This is a genomic window from Azospirillum sp. TSH64 (assembly GCF_003116035.1).
Lineage (GTDB): Bacteria > Pseudomonadota > Alphaproteobacteria > Azospirillales > Azospirillaceae > Azospirillum.
On sequence record NZ_LGQW01000015.1, the window covers coordinates 4,147,431 to 4,165,282 of the forward strand.

The window sequence follows — 17,852 nt, forward strand, 5'->3', positions numbered from 1 at the left end:
ACGGCTCTAGGGACGCTGACGAACTCGTCGGCCGGTGCAGGCATGCTGGTTCTGGCCAACAATGGCAGCAGTTCCGGCCTGTACCAGGTGGTCGACACCAACGGCGACGGACAGGTGGCCGCCACCGAGGTCCGGCTGCTCAGCGTCTACAACAGCACGGTGCTTTCGCTCTCCGACGTCAACCTCGGTTGATGGCCGGATCAGGGCCGGCATTGCGGCTGTACCGGGGGAAGGCGGGCGTTCCTCCTTCCCCAGCCGGCCGCAAATCTGCTATGGCCGCGGAACCGGGCGGACTCTGGCCTTTTGGTTTCCCGTGCGATTCACGCTTCAAGCGATTCCGCTTGAGCCGATCGCACTCCAGGCCATGCCCGGGTGAAAGGAGTGGGCGCCATGTGGCCCCTTGACTGGATCCGCCGTTCCCTGCCGAGCACCCTGCGCGGCAAGCTGCTTCTGGTTTCGCTTGCCGTGGTGGTTCTGCCCATCTCGCTGACCGGTTACCTGCTGGAACGGGAGGGACGGCAGGCGCTGGTCCGGGAAAAGTCGGAGAAGCTCTTCGGCCTGACGCGCCTGCTGGATGCTCATCTCGGCCCCGGCTTCGATTCCCTTCTGACAGATGCCGGTGTCGCGGCCGGCGACCGCGATGCCGCGATCCGCGCCCTTTCGGGCCGGCTGACCCCCTTCACCGACATGGTCGCCGGGGCGAATCCCGGCGTGGGCGTCGGCTATTACAGCAAAGCGCTCAACGCCATCATCACCTATGGGCCCAGCCGGGACTACAGCGCGACGGTCGGCACCACGATACCGCCGGAGCATCCGGGCTGGCATGTGCTGGAAAGCGGCAGGCAGGCGGTCGAAAGCGGCCGGCAGGTGCGCGGCTTCATCCTGAACGCGATGCTGCCGATCCTCCGCGACGGCGGCGTGATCGGCTACATCTGGGCCAACGAGCTTTCCGACGATGTGGAGCGGCAGGCCGCCGCCATGGACCGGGCGGTCCTGACCGTCAGCCTCGGCGGAATATTGCTCGGCCTTGTGCTGACACAGGTGCTGACGCGTGGGGTCGGCCGCGACATCCGCCAGATCATCGACGGTCTGTTGCGCATGCGGAGCGACCTTGGCGACGCGATCCGGCCGCCGCCGGGCGAGGTCGGCGCCATCGCGGTCGAGGTCAACGCCATGGCCCGCGCCCTGCTGGACGCCAAGTCCCTGACCGAAAACATCCTGCACAGCATTGCCGACGGCGTGATCGCCGTGGATCGGGCCGGGCAGGTGACGGCGCTCAACCCGGCCGCCGAGGCGATGATCGGGGTGAATGCGGCCGAAGTGATCGGCAGACCCTACGAGTCCCTGTTCAAGCCGGATGGCCGTTTCGCCAGCCCGCTGCTCGACACGCTGAAGACCGGCCGGCAGCATGTCGGCGTGGCGCTGGATTTTCCGGGGACCAGACAGACGCTTCATCTCACGGTATCGAGCAGCGTGCTGCGCGACAGCCATGGCGAGGCCATCGGCGCGGTGGTGGTGCTGAAGGATTTGACCGAGCAGCAGCGGCTGCGCACCCAGATCATGCGGGCCGACCGGCTGGCGGCGTTGGGCGAGCTGGTCGCCGGCCTCGCCCACGAGGTGCGCAACCCGCTGACCTCGATCCGCGGCTTTATGCAGTTCCTCGAAAGCTCCGACGATGTCGCCGAGTGGCAGCGCTATGCCCCCCTGATCGTCCGGCAGGTCGACAGCCTGAACCGCCTCGTCACCGAACTGCTGGAGTTCGGCCGGCCACGCCCGCCGGCCTTCCTGCCGGTGCAGTTGAACGATCTGATCCGCGAGGTGTCTTTGCTGGCGGGGCGCAGGTCGAACGCCCGCATCGCCCTGCATCCCGCCCCTGGCCTGCCCCTGGTCGAAGCCGATGGCGAGGCGCTGAAGCAGGTCATGCTCAACCTGATCATCAATGCGGTGCAGGCGACCTCGGAAACCGGAGGCATCGCCATCGCCACCGCCATGGCGGCGGATGGCCGCGAGGCCGTCGTCACGGTGAGCGACGACGGCGAGGGAATCGCGCCGGAGAACCTCGACAAGGTGTTCGATCCCTTCTTTTCGACCAAGCCGCAGGGGACCGGGCTTGGCTTGGCGATGGCGCACCGGATCGTCGATGCGCATCATGGAACCATCGCCATCGCCAGCGTGCCGGGTGCCGGCACGACGGTGACCCTGCGGATTCCCATCCTTCACAACCGGACGGTTGACGCATGACGACCCAGTTCCCTGCCATGCAGACCATTTCGGCGCCGGCCGTCCTGGTGGTGGACGACGACGAGGCGATCCGCGAAATGCTCGCCGCGGTGCTGACGCGCGACGGGCTGTCGGTGACCGCAGCCGCCGACGGGGTGGAGGCGGTCGCCGCCTTCGCAGCGCAGCGCCATGCCGTGGTGCTGATGGATGTCCGCATGCCGCGGATGACTGGGTTGCAGGCGTTGGCGGAAATCCGCAAGCTCGACCGCTCCACCGCGGTGATCCTGATGACCGCCTATGCCGAGGTCGGTGCCGCGGTCCAGGCGATCAAGGACGGCGCCTTCGACTATGTCATCAAGCCCTTCGACATCGCGGAGATCCTGCTGCAGGTCGGGCGGGCGTTGCAGATGCGCCGGATGCGCGACGACATCGCCACCCTGCACCGCGAACTGTCCAGCAGCTACCGCACCGACCGCATCCTGACCGCCAGCCCGCGCATGAGCGAGCTTCTCCAGACCATCGCCAAGGTCGCCAAGAGCAACGCCACCGTGCTGGTGACCGGCGAGAGTGGAACCGGCAAGGAGCTGGTGGCGGCGGCCATCCACTACAACAGCCCGCGCAATGCCGGCCCCTTCGTCAAGGTCAACTGCGCCGCGGTGCCGGAGGGGCTGCTGGAAAGCGAGTTCTTCGGCCACGAGAAGGGGGCCTTCACCGGAGCGCAGGCGCGCCGCCGCGGCCGCTTCGAGCAGGCCGAGCACGGCACCCTGTTCCTCGACGAGATCGGCGACATCTCCCCCAGCCTTCAGGTGAAGCTGCTGCGCGTGCTTCAGGAGCGCGAGTTCGAGCGGGTCGGCGGCACCGAGCTGGTGCGCACGGATGTGCGCGTCATCGTCGCCACCAACCGCAACCTTGAGGAGATGGTCCGCCAGGGGTTGTTCCGGCAGGACCTCTATTTCCGGCTGAATGTCGTGACCCTCAGGACCGTGCCGCTGCGCGAGCGGCCGGAGGATGTCCGCCTGCTCGCCAGCCATTTCCTGCAACGCTTCGCCGCCGAGAACCGGATCGAGGTCAGCGGCATCGACGAGCAGGCGATGGAGCGCCTGCTGGCCTACCGCTGGCCGGGCAACATCCGCGAACTGTCCAACGCGATGGAGCGCGCGGTGGTGATGAGCACCGGTGCCATCATCGTCACCGAGGATCTGCCGGAGCAGATCGCCGGACAGGCCGGGGACAGCGAACCGACAACCGATACCGACAGCGACGGCGCTGCCGCCCCGTCCGCCGCCGGCAGCCTGCGCGAGCAGGTCAGCCGCTTCGAGGCACGGGTGGTGGCCGAGGCCCTGGCCCGCAACGACGGCAACCGGATGAGGACGGCCCAGCAGCTGGGGATCAGCCGCCGCTCCCTGCTCTACAAACTTCAGGAATACGGCATTTCCTGAACGGCCGGTCTGAAGGGGCTGCTGCGCAAGAATTTGCGCAGCACGCACAAAGTTGCGCACCGGATCGGGCGGCCGGGCCGGCATTCTCCCGGTTCCGACCGGCGGCGGGTGCCGAACTCCAAGGCGGATGCTGGATTTCTCCGTCATCCGGCCTGGAGCCGGCCGTTGGCACATCCATTGCAATTGTATGGATATATCGGCCGGCTCAGACGGTCCACGGCACTGGCCTGGATGTCGCGGGTCTCCCGATCGCAGCGCTATGAAACAAGAATGAGCGCGCGGTCCACCTTTCAAGGCTCCCGTCAGGGATCCCGGGGCGGGCTCCGCGCCCGCGGGGCTGCCGGCGGAAATCGATCCGCCGCACCCCGACGTCCAAGGGAGACGTCGAATGAGTAAAGTGCGAAAGCTGGAAGAGGCCGTCGCCATGATTCCCGATGGCGCGGTTTTGATGATCGGCGGGTTCATGGGGGTCGGAACGCCGCCCCACCTGATCGATGAACTGCTCCGCCAGGGCAAGCGCGACCTGACGGTCATCGCCAACGACACCGCCCGCCCCACCGTGGGGATCGGCCGGCTGGTCACGGCGAAGGCGGTGCGCAAGGTGATTGCCAGCCACATCGGCACCAATTCCGAAACCCAGCGCCAGATGATCGCCGGCGAGACAATGGTCGATCTGGTGCCGCAGGGCACGCTGGCCGAGCGGGTGCGCGCCGGCGGCTTTGGCCTCGGCGGCGTGCTGACCCCGACCGGCGTCGGCACGGTGGTCGAGGAGGGCAAGCAGCGCATCGAGCTGGACGGCACGGTCTATCTGCTGGAGACGGCGCTGAAGGCCGATTTCGCCCTGATCGCCGCCAAGCGGGCCGATTATCTGGGAAATCTCGAATACGCGCTGACGGCGCGCAACTTCAACCCGCTGATGGCGATGGCGGCCGAAACGGTGATCGTCGAGGCGGAGGACATCGTGCCGGTGGGCGTCATTCCGCCCGACAGCGTCGTCACCCCGAATGTGCTGGTCGACTGCCTGGTCGCCAAGGAGCGTCGCCATGGATGAGAAAACCCTGATCGCCAAGCGCGTCGCGCTGGAACTGCGGCCGGGCAACCTGGTGAATCTCGGCATCGGCCTGCCGACCATGGTCGCCGCCCATCTTCCGACCGGCGTCAACGTCTTCTTCCAGTCGGAGAACGGCATCGTCGGCATGGCCCCGGTGCCCGAACCGGGGGCGGAGAACGAGGATCTGAGCGATGCCGGCGGGAGTCCCATCGGTGCCGTTCCGGGGGCCGCGTCCTTCGACAGCGCAATGTCCTTCGGCCTGATCCGCGGCGGGCATCTCGACGTCACCGTGCTGGGCGGCCTCCAGATCGACGAGGAGGGCCGGCTCGCCAACTGGATGGTGCCCGGCAAGATGGTGCCCGGCATGGGCGGTGCGATGGATCTGGTCTCCGGCGCCAAGCGGGTGATCGTCGCCATGCAGCACAGCGCCAAGGGCACGCCCAAGATCGTCAAGCGCTGCGAACTGCCGCTGACCTCGGTGCGACGGGTCGACCTGATCGTCACCGAACTGGCGGTGATCGAGCCGACGGACAAGGGGCTGGTGCTGCGGGAAGTGGCACCCGGCGTCACGGTGGCCGACGTGCTGGCCCAGACCGGGGCCGAGCTGATCGTCCCGTCCGCGGTGCCGACCATGCCGGTCGGCGCCTGACCGCCGTTCTTCACGCATCGGCCCATTTTGATCGCGGTCCATTTTGATCGTTGGGGGGAACCGTCCTCCCCGCGCCGTCCGGCCGTGCAGCCGACGGCGCGGGAACGGCCCCCTCGTGCCGGAGACCCGCCATGAGCGTCACCACAGCCCCCCCGCCGGCGCCGGAGACCAGCGCCCGCTTCAACCCGATCACGCCGATTTCCCGTGCCCTGACCTGGCTGGTCAGCCGCTATCTGCCCGACCCGCTGATCTTCGCCATCATCCTGACCGTGCTGACCTTCGGCTTCGCCTGGTGGCTGACGCCGAGCGGGCCGGTCGATCTGGTGCGCATGTGGGGCAACGGCTTCTGGAACCTGCTGGCCTTCTCGATGCAGATGGCGCTGGTGCTAGTCACCGGCCATGCGCTCGCCAGTTCGGAGCCGGTGCGCAACGTCATGGGCCGGGTGGCCTCCATCGCCAGGACGCCGGCCCAGGGCGTCATGCTGGTCTGCTTCGCCGCCGCGGTGACCAACGTCGTCAACTGGGGCTTCGGCCTCGTCGTCGGCGCCATGTTCGCCCGCGAGGTGGCCCGCCGCGTGCCGAAATCGGACTACCGGCTGCTGATCGCGTCCGCCTATATCGGCTTCATGACGTGGCATGGCGGCTTCTCCGCCTCGGTTCCGCTGGTCGCCGCGACCAAGGGCAACCCGATGGAGAAGACCGTCGGCCTGATCCCGATCTCCGACACCATCTTCACCACCTACAATGTCGGCATCACGCTGGCGCTGATCGTCGTCCTGCCGCTGATCTGCTGGATGATGCACCCGAAGCCGCATGAGGTGGTCGCGGTCGATCCCGCCCTGCTGAAGCCGGAACCCTCGACCAAGCGCGTTCTCGGCCCCGATGCCAGCCCGGCCGAAAAGCTGGAGGAGAGCCGCGTCCTCGGCTTCGTCGTCGCAGCACTCGGCATCGGCTACCTGTTCCTGCACTTCCAGGCCAAGGGCTTCGACCTCAACATCAATACGGTCAACCTGATCATGCTGGTGGCCGGCCTGATCCTGCACGGCACGCCGATGGCCTATGCCCGCGCCGTCGCCAACGCCGCCCGCGGCACCGCCGGCATCATGGTGCAGTTTCCCTTCTACGCCGGCATCCAGATCATGATGGAGCATTCCGGCCTGGGCGGTCTGATCACCAACCTGTTCGTCGACATCGCCAACAAGGAGACCTTCCCGGTCCTCGCCTTCCTGTCGTCGGGCCTGATCAACTTCGCCGTCCCGTCGGGCGGCGGCCACTGGGTGGTCCAGGGTCCCTTCATCATGCCGGCCGCCCAGCAGCTCGGCGTCGATCTCGGCAAGGCGGCCATGGCCATCGCCTATGGCGAGGAGTGGATGAACATGGCGCAGCCCTTCTGGGCGCTGCCGGCGCTCGCCATCGCCGGGCTGGGGGTGCGCGACATCATGGGCTACTGCGCGACGGCCCTGGTCATCACGCTGCCCATCTTCCTGATCGGCCTCTACTTCTGACCATTTGCAACCGACCGGCCGCCGCGCTCCACCGGATGGGCGCGGCGGCCTTCCTTCCTGCAAGACACACTGTTCCGGAGGAGTCCTCCATGACCGAGATCGTCATCGCCAGCGCGGTCCGCACCGCCATCGGCAGCTTCAACGGCGCGCTGGCATCCGTCCCCGCCCATGAACTCGGCGCCGCCGCGATTCGCGAGGCGCTGTCGCGCGCCCACACCGACGCCGCCGAGGTGTCCGAGGTGGTGCTGGGCCAGGTGCTGACCGCCGGCCAGGGCCAGAACCCCGCCCGTCAGGCCGCGGTCAAGGCCGGCATCCCGGTCGAGAAGACCGCCTTCGGCATCAATCAGGTCTGCGGCTCCGGCCTGCGCGCGGTGGCGCTCGGCTGGCAGGCGATCCGCTGCGGCGACGCCGAGGTGATGGTGGTCGGCGGCCAGGAGAACATGAGCCTGTCGCCCCACCTCATGCATCTGCGCAACGGCACCAAGATGGGCACCGCCGAGATGCTCGACAGCATGATCCGCGACGGGCTGTGGGAGGCGTTTAACAACTACCACATGGGCGCCACCGCCGAGAATGTCGCCCGCGCCTGGGACCTGAGCCGCGAACGGCAGGACCGGTTCGCGGTTGCCTCGCAGCAGAAGGCGGAGGCCGCGCAGAAGGCCGGCCGCTTCCGGGACGAGATCGTGCCGGTCACCATCAAGGGCCGCAAGGGAGATACCGTCGTCGATACCGACGAGTATCCCAAGCACGGCACCACGCTGGAGGCGCTGGCCAAGCTGCGCCCGGCCTTCGCCAAGGACGGCACCGTGACCGCCGGCAACGCCTCCGGCCTCAATGACGGAGCCGCCGCGCTGGTGCTGATGACGGCGGAGAACGCCGCCCGGCGCGGGCTGACTCCGCTGGCCCGCATCGCCTCCTGGGCGACGGCCGGCGTCGATCCGGCGATCATGGGCACCGGGCCGATCCCGGCCTCGAAGCTGGCCTTGCAGAAGGCCGGCTGGTCGGTGGACGACCTCGACCTGATCGAGGCGAACGAGGCTTTTGCGGCGCAGGCGCTGGCGGTCAATGCCGGTATGGGCTGGGACGAGGCCAAGGTGAACGTCAACGGCGGCGCCATCGCGCTCGGTCATCCCATCGGCGCGTCGGGCGCCCGCATCCTGGTCAGCCTGCTGCATGAGATGGGCCGGCGCGATGCCCGCAAGGGCCTCGCCACCCTGTGCATCGGCGGCGGCATGGGCGTTGCCCTCTGCGTCGAGCGCGCTTGATCCCCTCACGAAACGCGGAGCCGCCGATACCGACACAGGGCGGCGGCTCCGCGACCATTTGTACCCTTTTGAAGGATAGTAGTATGGCAGAGATTATCGAGGTGTCCGTCACCCTCCACATCGCGGTCGCCGACGCCTCTGACGGGCGGGCCCTCGCCCTGCGGGCGGCGGAGCATTTCAGCCATGTCAGTCACGCCCAGATCGCCGCGTTCAACGAGGTGAACCGGGTCCATTCCGCAGACCATGGCACCGTCGAAGCGGTCACCAGCATCGTCGCCGGTGCGGGCCGCGGCTCGTAACGTCGGTCCGGCCACCGGGAACGGCCTCTGGGAACGGCCCCTGGGAGCGGACCGGGGGCAGGCCGGAAAGAGGGAAACAGAATCATGCGTTTGTCGGAGCTGCCGTTGCGGTGGCGAATCGGATTCCTCGCGTCGCTGTCGATCATCGCCGCCGGGCTGGTGGCGGCGGTCGGCGGCCATTTCGTCAACCGTGCGCTGGTCGAGCAGCGGATGAACAGCGTCCGCTTCATCGCCGAGAGCGGCGGCAGCATCGCCGCCCGCTTCCACAAGCTGGCGCAGGACGGCGCGATGAGCGAGGAGGACGCCAAGGAGCGCGCCAAAACGGCCATCGGCGCGATGCGCTACGCCGACGGGGAGTATCTGTGGATCTGGACCTCGCAGATCGTCAACGTCATGCATGCCAACCCGGCGCTGATCGGCAAGAGCGGTGCCGAGATCCGCGACCGCAACGGCGTCTACGTCATCCGTGAGGCGGTGCGCGGCGCGTTGACGCCGGTGCCGGAGTTCGTGACCTACGAATGGCCGCGGCCCAACGACCCCAAGGGGCCGACCTATGAGAAGCTGGCCTATTCGGTCCATTTCGAACCATGGGACTGGGTGATCGGCACCGGCGTCTACACCGACGACCTGCGCTCCGCCTTCGTCGGCATGATGACCGTGTTTGGTCTGGTGGTCGCCGGGCTGTCGGCACTCGCCCTTCTGCTGGGCTGGGCGGTCGCCCGCAGCGTGACGCGCCCGCTGTCGCGCGTGCATGGCGTCATGCTGCGGCTTGCCGACCATGATCTGGACGCCGAGGTGCCGGAGCGCGGACGGCGGGACGAGATTGGCGGCATGGCGCGCACGCTGGAGGTCTTCAAGGAGAACATCCTGCGCAACCGCCAGATGGAGCAGGAGCGCCGCAGCGCCGCCGCACGGGCGGATGCCGAAAAGCGGGCGGCGGTGGTCGATCTGGCGAACCGGTTTGAAAGCCGGGTCGGCCGCATCGTCGAGCAGCTCGGTCAGTCGGCCAGCGGTTTCCAGCAGACCGCCTCGCACCTGTCCGGCGCGGTTCGCAAGGCCGAGCAGGACTGCACGTCGGTGGCCTCGGCGTCGGAGCAGGCGTCGGTCAATGTGCAGGCGGTGGCGTCGGCTGCCGAGGAGATGTCGACGGCGATCCGCGGCCTGTCGGGGCGGGTGGTGCAGGCGGCCCAGCGGTCCAAGGTGACCGCCGAGCGGGCGGAGCAGGCGCGCGGCCATCTGGATGCGCTGTCCACCGCCATCGAGCAGGTCGATCAGGTCGTCGCCTCGATCAACGCCGTGGCTTCCCAGACCAATCTGCTGGCGCTGAACGCGACCATCGAGGCGGCCCGCGCCGGCGAGGCGGGCAAGGGCTTCGCCGTGGTCGCCAGCGAGGTCAAGAATCTGGCGAGCCAGACCCATGCGATGACCGAGCAGATCGGCCAGCAGATCGGCACCGTGAAGGCGGCGTCGGACCGGACCGTGGAGGCGATGCGCGGCATCATCGGCCAGGTGGAGCAGATCGACCAGTCCGCCGCCGAGATGGCCGCCTCGGTCGAGCAGCAGAGTGCGGCGACCGACGAGATCAGCCGCAATGCCCAGCAGGCCGCCCTCGGCACCAACGAGGTCTCGCACAGCGTGGTCGACATCCAGAAGGCCGAGCGGGAGAGCGGGGTGGCCGCCGGTCAGGTCAAGCAGTCCGCCGACACGCTGGCGACCGACGCGGCCCTGCTGAAGCGGGAACTCGACACGTTCCTGGCGGAAATCCGCGCCGCCTGAAACCCATTGGGTCCGTGATTGCATGAACGCCCCGGTTCGCAGGAGCCGGGGCGTTCGTGCGTCTGGACTGCGGACGCAGCAGGTCAGGTGAACCAGTAGCGCGTGAGATGGAAGAACAGCGGCGCCGAGAACACGACGGAATCGAGACGGTCGAGGACGCCGCCATGCCCCTCGATCATCGTGCCCCAATCCTTGACGCCGAGGTCGCGCTTCATCGCCGACAGGACGAAACCGCCGAAGAACCCGGCCGTCACGATGACCAGCGACATGCCGGCCGCCTGGAGCGGCGAGAAGGGCGTGATGACGTGCAGGCCGGTGCCGATGGCGACGGCGGTCAGCCCGCCGCCGACCAGCCCCTCCACCGTCTTGGACGGGCTGATGCCGGGCGACAGCCGCGTCTTGCCCCACAGCTTGCCGAAGACATATTGGAAGACGTCGCTCAGCTGCGCCACCGTCATCAGATACAGCAGCAGCAGGGCGGGGGGCAGGCTGTAGCCGGGGATGTCGAGCCACAGCAGGGCCGGGGCATGGCTGGTGCAATAGACCGCCAGCATCAGGCCCCATTGCGCCTTGGCGGTGCGGGTCAGGAAGTCGGTGGTGTCGGCGCCCAGAACCGACAGCGACGGCAGCGCCATGAACACATAGACCGGGATGAAGATCGAGAACAGCCCGTACCAACCGATCCCGACCAGCCAGTATTGCAGCGGCACCACCACGAAGAAGGACAGGAACAGCCCGGCATGGTCGCCGCGCCGGGTCGGTGTCAGCGTGATGAACTCGCGCAGCGCCAGATAGGAGAGCAGGGCGAACAGCACCAGCGTCACCACGCTGCCCAGCAGCATCGCCGCGGCGAACAGCGCCACCATCACCCACCAGGAGCGGATGCGGGCGTTCAGGTTGCGCACCGTGTCGCGCCCGGCCGGCGTCTTCACCCGGTGGGCCAGGACGGCGCCGATCAGCGTGGCGACGACCAGCAGCCCGAGGGCGGCGCCCGACAGCCAGAGGAACAGCGGCTCGGTGGTCGTGAAGACAGTCATCACTGAGTTGATCACGCTGCTCATCGGGTGGTCCGTTGGTCGGAAGGTTGGGAAGCCGGTTGGGAATTGGACTGCGCGTTGGACTGGGAGGCGGGCCGGGACAGCGACACCAGCGCGTCGCGCGCGCGTCCCAGGAATGCCGCCTTGTCCTCGCCCTCGACCCCTTGCAGCGGCGCGCCGAAGCGCATGGTGCAGATCAGCGGCACCAGCAGCGGCATGCCTTTCGGCATCACGCGGTGCAGGTTCTCGATGAAGACGGGGACCAGCTCCGCCGTCGGCACCCGTTGGGAGAGGTGGTAAAGCCCGCTCTTGAATGGCGCCACGGTGCCGTCGCCGCGCGTGCCCTCGGGGAAGAGGATCAGCGACTGCCCGCTTTCCAGCACCGCCGCCATGGCGTCCATCACCTCCGCCGTCGCCTTGCCGGTGCGGTCGACCAGCAGCGCGTTCAGGCAGCCCACCGCCACCGCGCGCCGCAGGGCCGACCCCCCCCAATAGTCGAGTGCGGCCACCGGATGGGTACGCGCCCGCAAATTCGCCGGCAGGGCCGCCATGACGGCCAGCGTGTCGAGATGGCTGGTGTGGTTGGCGAAATAGATGCGCGGGACATCGGCGGGAGCGCTGCCTTCCCAGCTTGCGCGGGCGCCGACCAGCAGGCGGGTCAGCCCGAGCAGGCCGTGGCGGAGCGCCGGTTGGAACAGGGGGATCATGACCGGACCTCCGGCTTGAGGGCTTCCAGATGCTGGGAATTCAGGCGGCGGGCGATGCCGAGCGTGCGCGTCGCGACGGTCAGCAGGCTGCCGGCCATGATGATCCAGGCCGCCGCGAGCAGGCTGTAGCGCGTGCCCCACAGCGCATGCTCGACCGCCTGGGCGATCAGGGCGACGGTGAGGGCGGCCATGCGGCGCTGCTTGGCCATCACCCCGCCGAAATCCTGCGCCAGCCCAAGCGCGCCCCCGAAGGTGCGGACATAGGCGGTCATCATGGCCGCCAGCGCCGCCGCCCAGCCAAGCCAGGGCAGGCCGGCGGCATATCCCAGCGGCACCAAAAAGGCGGTGTCGGCGACACGGTCGGGGATCTCGTTGTAGAGCGCGCCGACCGGCGATCCCTTGCCGCCCTCAACCGCGACCATGCCGTCGAGCAGGTTGCACACGAGGCGCAGCTGGACGCACAGCGCAGCACCGATCCAGGCCAGCACACCGCCCTGCAGCAGAAGGGCGCCGCCAATTGCCGCCCACACCGCCGACAGCAGCGAGATCTGGTTCGGGGTCACCGGCGTCGTGGTCAGCCACGCCGCCAGCCGTTGCGCCCAGCGGGCCGACCGGGTGGCGATGGGGCGCCGGTCGGCAGCCGGCTTGGCGGCGGCATTGGCGGCGGTTGCACTGTTCTCCATCATGCAGGCTCCTTGGCTGCGGCCTCCGCGGCGAACCGCGTCACGGCGGGATAATCGGTCTTGCCGGTGCCCAGCAGCGGGACGGCGTCGATGTGCAGGATGTCGCGCGGAATGGCGATCTCGGGGGCTCCCCTGGTCCGTGCGGCGGCGACCAGCGCATCGCGGGTCAGCGTGGTGCCGGTGGTCGCCAGCACGATCCGCTCGCCGCGCTTGGCATCGGGCAGGGCGACGGCGGCATGGGTGGCGTCCGGATCGGCGAGTCCCGCCAGCTCTTCGACGAGGCCGAGCGGGATCATCTCGCCCGCCACCTTGGCGAAACGCTTGACCCGGCCGACGATGCGGATGAAGCCGTCGGCGTCGATCTCGACGATGTCGCCGGTGTCATGCCAGCCATCGGCCGGCGGCTGGATCACGCCGGGACGGTCGGCGTGCAGGTAGCCCTTCATCACGTTCGGCCCGCGCACCCGCAGCCGCCCGCCGGCATCGACGCCGGGCACCGGCACCAGCTCTGTCTCGATGCCGGGCAGGGCCTGTCCGACGCTGCCGGGACGGAAGCGGGCCGGGGTGTTGACGGCGATCACCGGTGCTGTTTCGGTGGTGCCGTAGCCCTCCAGCAGATGGACGCGCAGCCGCTCGGTGTAGACGCGCCGCGTCTCGTCCTGGAGCCGCTCTGCCCCGGCGAAGACGAGGCGCAGCGAGCGGTAGTCGTAGGGATCGGCCGACCGCGCCCAGGCGTTCAGGAAAAAGTCGGTGCCGAACAGGACGGTGGCGTTGGTCTGGTAGACCAGTTCCGGGATCAGCCGGACATGGCGCGGATTGGGGTAGAGCACCGTCTTCACCCCGTTCAGGATCGGCAGCAGCATGCCGCCGGTCAGGCCGAAGGAGTGGAAGACGGGCAGGCAGTTGAACACCACGTCCTGCCGGTTGAAATCCACCACCGACGCCACCTGCGCCATGTTGGCGAGCAGATTGCCATGGCTGAGCGCCACGCCCTTCGGCGGTCCCTCCGACCCCGAGGTGAAGAGGATGGCGGCGATGTCGTCGCTGGTCCCCTGCGGCGGCAGCAGCCGTTCCGGTGCCAGCAGAGCCGCCAGGGCGCGCAGCTTGTCACCCAGCCGCAGCCCGCGCTTGACCTCTTCCAGATGGATGATGGCGTGGTCGGCGGCCAGCGCCTCGACCAGCGCGCCGAGGCGTGCCTTCTCGATGAACTGGGCCGAGGTGACGATCCGGCGCACCCCGGCGGCGCGGCAGGCGGCCTTCACCGCATCCGGACCGGCGGTGAAATTCAGCATGGCCGCCGGCCGGCCATGGGCGGCGAGGCCGAAGAACACCGCCGCCGTCGGCGAGGCGGTCGGCAGCAGCACGCCCACCGGCTCGTCCGCTTCCGTGCCGCGCGTCAGGATGCGGCCGAGCACCAGGGCGCGGGCCGCCAGCGCGCGGTAGGACAGGGTGGAGAAATCGCCGTCCTGCACGGCCTCTTCCCGCGCCCCGGCCTTGGCCCGGGCGTCGAGCAAGGCCAGCATCAGCGTTTCCTGCCGCGGGCGGGCGGCGAAGACGCTCTCAGTCATCACGCGCGACAGCCAGGATTTCAGAGCGGCGCGGCGCTTCTTGCCGACCAGACCACCCACATCGGGGGTCGTCACTGGCGGCAGCACGGTGATGGTGATGCGCGGGAACAGGCCGAGCCGCAGCCGGCCCTTCATCCGCGACAGGACCGAGCGCTGGGCGCCCTCGATGCTGACCGGCACCACCGGGCAGCGCGCCTTGTCGGCCAGCATGCCGGGGCCGCCGTTGATCTTCATCAGCGACCCGGTGACGGTGATCCGCCCCTCCGGGAAGATGCAGACCTTGTCGCCGTCGGCAAGGGCGCGGGCCAGAATTCGGGTGCCGAGCGGGTTGGTCGGATCGATGGTGACATGGTCGGCGATTGCCAGGAACGGCTTGACCAGCGGGTGCTTTGCGATGTGGGTGTCGACCGCGAAGCGCATGCCCGGCAGGAAGGCGGCGAGCAGAGCGCCGTCCAGGAAGGACTGGTGGTTCGGCGTCACCACGGCGGCGCCGTCGAGCTTGGTCAGATGCTCGGCCCCGCGGACCTCGACACGGAAGGCCAGCCGGAACAGGCCGCGGAAGACGGTGCGCATCAGCGCCCGCGCATCGACGGCGAGCGCCATCACGACGGCCACCGCCATGCTGGCGCCGCCCACCGAGGCGACCGTCAGCGGCGAGGCCCCCAGCGCCAGCATCCCGGCGGCGACCGCCGAGCCGGCCACCATGTAGAGCGCGTTGATCACATAGGCGGCGGCGATGACGCGGGCACGGGCGCCCGGTGCCGCCCGGTGCTGGATCAACGCATAGAGCGGAACGGCGAAGGCGCCTCCGGCGGCGGCGATGACGAAGAGGTCGGCCAGCAGCGGCAACGCCCAGGGCTGGGCCAGCAGGGCCAGCGGCGACAACGGTTCTGCCGCCGGGACGGCCGGGGTCAGCAGGGGCAGGGCGGCGCCGGCCAGGGCGGCGATCAGACCGGCCAACGCGGCGCGGCCGGCATCGGCGGTGGACGGCGTGCGGTGGCTGAGGCCGGCATACACCGAGCCGGCGGCCACGCCGATGGCGAACACCGCCAGCAGCAGGGTGGCGCCGCCGCTGTCGGTTCCCAGCGTCTCGCGGGCGATGGACGGGAATTGCGCCATCACCACCGCGCCGACGCCCCAGAACACCGAGATGCCATGGATCGCCCGCATCGACGCCCGGTCGCCGGCGACCGAGCGCAGCACCCGCACCGTCACCGCCAGCGGGTTGAGCCCGACAGCCACCGCCGGATCGGCATTGCCGGCGCGCGGGATGAACAGCGACGCGGCCAGACCCAGCAGTGCGGAAGCGCCGAGCATGCCCGGCACCGCCCAGGGATGGAGCAGGGCCAGCGAGCCGCCGGCGATGGTGCCCAGCAGGATGGCGACGAAGGTTCCGGCCTCCACCAGACCGTTGGCGGCGGTCAGTTCGGACGGGTGGAGCAGGTCGGGCAGCAGGCCGTACTTGACCGGCCCGAACAGCGTCGAATGGGCGCCCATGCCGACCAGCGCGATGATCAGCACCGGCAGGTCGGCGGCGACGATGCCCCAGGACGCCAGCGCCATCAGCCCAATTTCCGCCAGCTTGACGATGCGGGCGATCACCGTGCGGTCGTAACGGTCGGCCAGTTGGCCGGCGGTGGCCGACAGCAGCAGGAAGGGCAGGGTGAAGGCGCCCGCCGCCAGGGTCGAGATCATCGCGCCGCTCAGCGCACCCTCGCCGGACACGCCATAGACTGCCAGCACCGCGATGGCGCCGCGCAGGACATTGTCGCCGAAGGCGCCGAGGAACTGGGCAAGGAACAGCGGCAGGAAGCGCCGCGACGCGAGAAGGGCGGAGGCGTTCATCGTCCGGCTCCAATCCTGGAAATTCCGGTGAGGATCGCGTCGGCGATCGGGTCGGCGAGGCTGGAGAGCGATGCCCTCTGCCGGCCGTAAACCTGCGACTGCACGTTCAGCACGATGGCGCCGATGACGATGTGGGACAGCGCATCGCGGTCGGCCGGCACAATGCTGCCCTCGGCGATCCCGTCGGCGACGATGCCGCAGATCACGTCGACCGGCGTCTCCTGGCCCTGCGGCACCAGCGGCAGCGATTCATGCTGCGACAACAGAAGGAAGCGGGTGCGGTCGGGGGCCGCCTCGGCCAGATGGAAGGCGTGACGGATGACCCGCCGCAGCCGCTCCGGCGCCGGGCCCTGGCCCGCCGCCTCGCGCAGGCTCTGCGACATGGCCGTGTATTCCGCCGCGAACAGGTCTGCCGCCAGCTCCTCCTTGCTCGGCCAGTGGCGGTAGAGCGCTCCCTCCGATACCCCGGCGGACCGAGCGATGTCGCGGACCGTCGTCGCCTTCACCCCCTTCTGGGCGAACAGCGCGATGGCGGCATCGCGGACCTTGTGGCGAACGTCGGTGGACATGACGCCTCCATGTGAATGAATGTTCACTCACAAGGTGACGAGGCCACCTCACGGGCGCAACGGCAAAAAAGTATAGGGTGCGGCGGTCCCGGCTCAGCTCATGGATATACCACCTATGAGCTGCCATGGTTCGCCTCCCGCCATCCCGATCCGTCCTTGTCGAACGCCCACGAACGATGCAACGCTAGGGGGTAGCGATGCAACGTTGGATGATAGTATGACGCCGGTTCTCCAGTCTCTGACAACCCTTCCGTCATATTTGCTCTTCGCCGTCGTGATGCTGGGGTTCCTGCTGCTGTTCATCCTGGCCTACACCGCCGTCACCCCGTATCGCGATCTGGCACTGGTTCGTCAGGGGAACACGACCGCCGCCCTGACCCTGGGCGGTGCCATGATCGGCTTCGCCCTGCCGCTGATGAGCGTCGCCTCGCACACCACCAACATCGTCGATCTGGCGGTGTGGGGCGTGATCGCGCTGGTGTCGCAGCTGTTGGTCTATGTCATCGGCTCTCGCGTGCTGCTGCCGGATTTCCGCGCCGGTGTCGAAGCCGACCGCACCGCCTACGGCATCCTGCTCGCCAGCCTGTCCATAGCGGTCGGGCTGCTGAATTACGGCTCGCTGACCTATTGATCCGAGGAAAGGCTTTCCGATGAAGCGCTCGCGCACCGTCGCGGCCCTGTTGCTGGGCGGCATCAGCCCGCTCCTGTTCGCCTGTGGCGAGGACGGCCCCGAAGAGGCGACCGTCTATCCCTCCGTGGAAGCCTGCACCGCCGAGAAGCCGGCGAGCGACTGCGCCGAGGCCTTCACCGCCGCCCGCCAGGAGCATCTGGCCGGCGCCCCCCGTTTCGCCAGCCGGGAGGCCTGCGAGGCGGAGATGGGCGATGGTGCCTGCACTCCGGCCAATGAAGGCATGGGAAGCGGCACCGGGAGCATCTTCGTTCCGGCGCTGGTCGGCTTCATGATCGGCCGCAGCCTGACCGGCGGCTACGCCCAGCCGGTCTATTTCGACCGCCAGGGCTATGCCCGCAGCGGCAACACCCGGATCGCCGAGACGCCGCTGCCGCCGCAACGCCGGGACGAAATCCGTCAGGGCAGCGGGGGCGTGTCCTCCAGTTCCGGCTCCTATTACCGGCCGGGCTCGGGCAATTCGGGAAAGTCCTTTACGGTCACCACGAGCGGGCGCAGCGCCGGCTTCGGCTCGACCGGGTCGTCGCGCGGCTTCTCGGGGAGCTGAGGCG

The 17,852-nt window shown here is 68.9% G+C and carries 16 protein-coding genes; 11 read left to right on the plus strand and 5 right to left on the minus strand.

The genetic code is table 11. The features are described 5' to 3' along the window. The 9 genes from TSH64_RS35675 to TSH64_RS20240 all read left to right on the plus strand — a co-directional run. On the plus strand, window positions 1–192 hold a 192-nt coding region (locus TSH64_RS35675), incomplete at its 5' end, for a hypothetical protein (protein WP_211099164.1). A gap of 198 nt (window positions 193–390) precedes the next feature. Continuing rightward, window positions 391–2,241, plus strand: a complete 1,851-nt coding sequence (gene atoS, locus TSH64_RS20205) for a two-component system sensor histidine kinase AtoS (protein ID WP_109447672.1) — start codon at window positions 391–393, stop codon at window positions 2,239–2,241. Continuing rightward, entirely contained in the window at window positions 2,238–3,659 is a 1,422-nt protein-coding gene (atoC, locus tag TSH64_RS20210) for an acetoacetate metabolism transcriptional regulator AtoC (protein ID WP_247873054.1), read from the plus strand. Before atoS ends, atoC begins: the two co-directional genes overlap by 4 nt. Window positions 3,660–4,047: 388 nt before the next feature. Beyond that, the gene (locus tag TSH64_RS20215) at window positions 4,048–4,710 is read left to right on the plus strand and encodes a 3-oxoacid CoA-transferase subunit A (RefSeq protein ID WP_109447674.1); all 663 of its coding nucleotides are present in this window, start codon (window positions 4,048–4,050) and stop codon (window positions 4,708–4,710) included. After that, window positions 4,703–5,359 (plus strand): 3-oxoacid CoA-transferase subunit B, encoded by a 657-nt coding sequence (locus TSH64_RS20220; protein WP_109447676.1) that lies wholly within the window; start codon window positions 4,703–4,705, stop codon window positions 5,357–5,359. The genes TSH64_RS20215 and TSH64_RS20220 overlap by 8 nt, the downstream gene beginning before the upstream one ends. Before the next feature lie 131 nt (window positions 5,360–5,490). Next, window positions 5,491–6,864, plus strand: coding sequence for a TIGR00366 family protein (locus tag TSH64_RS20225; protein WP_109447678.1), 1,374 nt, complete (start codon window positions 5,491–5,493; stop codon window positions 6,862–6,864). A gap of 89 nt (window positions 6,865–6,953) precedes the next feature. Next, a complete protein-coding gene (locus tag TSH64_RS20230; RefSeq protein WP_109447680.1) occupies window positions 6,954–8,129 on the plus strand; it encodes an acetyl-CoA C-acetyltransferase in 1,176 nt (391 codons plus the stop codon). Between the two features lie 83 nt (window positions 8,130–8,212). Then, window positions 8,213–8,428, plus strand: a complete 216-nt coding sequence (locus TSH64_RS20235; protein WP_109047547.1) for a hypothetical protein — start codon at window positions 8,213–8,215, stop codon at window positions 8,426–8,428. Window positions 8,429–8,512: 84 nt separating this feature from the next. Continuing rightward, a complete protein-coding gene (locus tag TSH64_RS20240; RefSeq protein WP_109447682.1) occupies window positions 8,513–10,204 on the plus strand; it encodes a methyl-accepting chemotaxis protein in 1,692 nt (563 codons plus the stop codon). A gap of 83 nt (window positions 10,205–10,287) precedes the next feature. On the opposite strand, the gene TSH64_RS20245 is transcribed toward TSH64_RS20240, so the two are convergent. Genes TSH64_RS20245 through TSH64_RS20265 form a run of 5 tightly spaced genes read right to left on the minus strand, consistent with a single transcriptional unit; the run spans window position 10,288 to window position 16,613 of the window. After that, complete coding sequence (locus TSH64_RS20245; RefSeq protein ID WP_247873055.1) at window positions 10,288–11,265, minus strand: phosphatidate cytidylyltransferase; 978 nt, start codon at window positions 11,263–11,265, stop codon at window positions 10,288–10,290. Next, window positions 11,262–11,948 carry a lysophospholipid acyltransferase family protein gene (locus TSH64_RS20250; RefSeq protein WP_109447683.1) on the minus strand — a complete coding sequence of 229 codons (687 nt, stop codon included), beginning with the start codon at window positions 11,946–11,948 and terminating at the stop codon, window positions 11,262–11,264. The genes TSH64_RS20245 and TSH64_RS20250 overlap by 4 nt, the downstream gene beginning before the upstream one ends. Continuing rightward, window positions 11,945–12,634, minus strand: a complete 690-nt coding sequence (locus TSH64_RS20255; protein ID WP_247873056.1) for a CDP-alcohol phosphatidyltransferase family protein — start codon at window positions 12,632–12,634, stop codon at window positions 11,945–11,947. Before TSH64_RS20255 ends, TSH64_RS20250 begins: the two co-directional genes overlap by 4 nt. Continuing rightward, window positions 12,631–16,044 (minus strand): acyl-[ACP]--phospholipid O-acyltransferase, encoded by a 3,414-nt coding sequence (locus TSH64_RS20260; protein WP_109447687.1) that lies wholly within the window; start codon window positions 16,042–16,044, stop codon window positions 12,631–12,633. Before TSH64_RS20260 ends, TSH64_RS20255 begins: the two co-directional genes overlap by 4 nt. Then, window positions 16,041–16,613, minus strand: coding sequence for a TetR/AcrR family transcriptional regulator (locus TSH64_RS20265; protein ID WP_199237613.1), 573 nt, complete (start codon window positions 16,611–16,613; stop codon window positions 16,041–16,043). The genes TSH64_RS20260 and TSH64_RS20265 overlap by 4 nt, the downstream gene beginning before the upstream one ends. A 217-nt stretch (window positions 16,614–16,830) precedes the next feature. On the opposite strand from TSH64_RS20265, the gene TSH64_RS20270 reads away from it, so the two are divergent. Then, the gene (locus tag TSH64_RS20270) at window positions 16,831–17,244 is read left to right on the plus strand and encodes a DUF350 domain-containing protein (protein WP_109447691.1); all 414 of its coding nucleotides are present in this window, start codon (window positions 16,831–16,833) and stop codon (window positions 17,242–17,244) included. 19 nt (window positions 17,245–17,263) lie between these two features. Continuing rightward, complete coding sequence (locus TSH64_RS20275; RefSeq protein ID WP_109447693.1) at window positions 17,264–17,848, plus strand: DUF1190 domain-containing protein; 585 nt, start codon at window positions 17,264–17,266, stop codon at window positions 17,846–17,848. The last annotated feature ends 4 nt before the right edge of the window (window positions 17,849–17,852 follow it).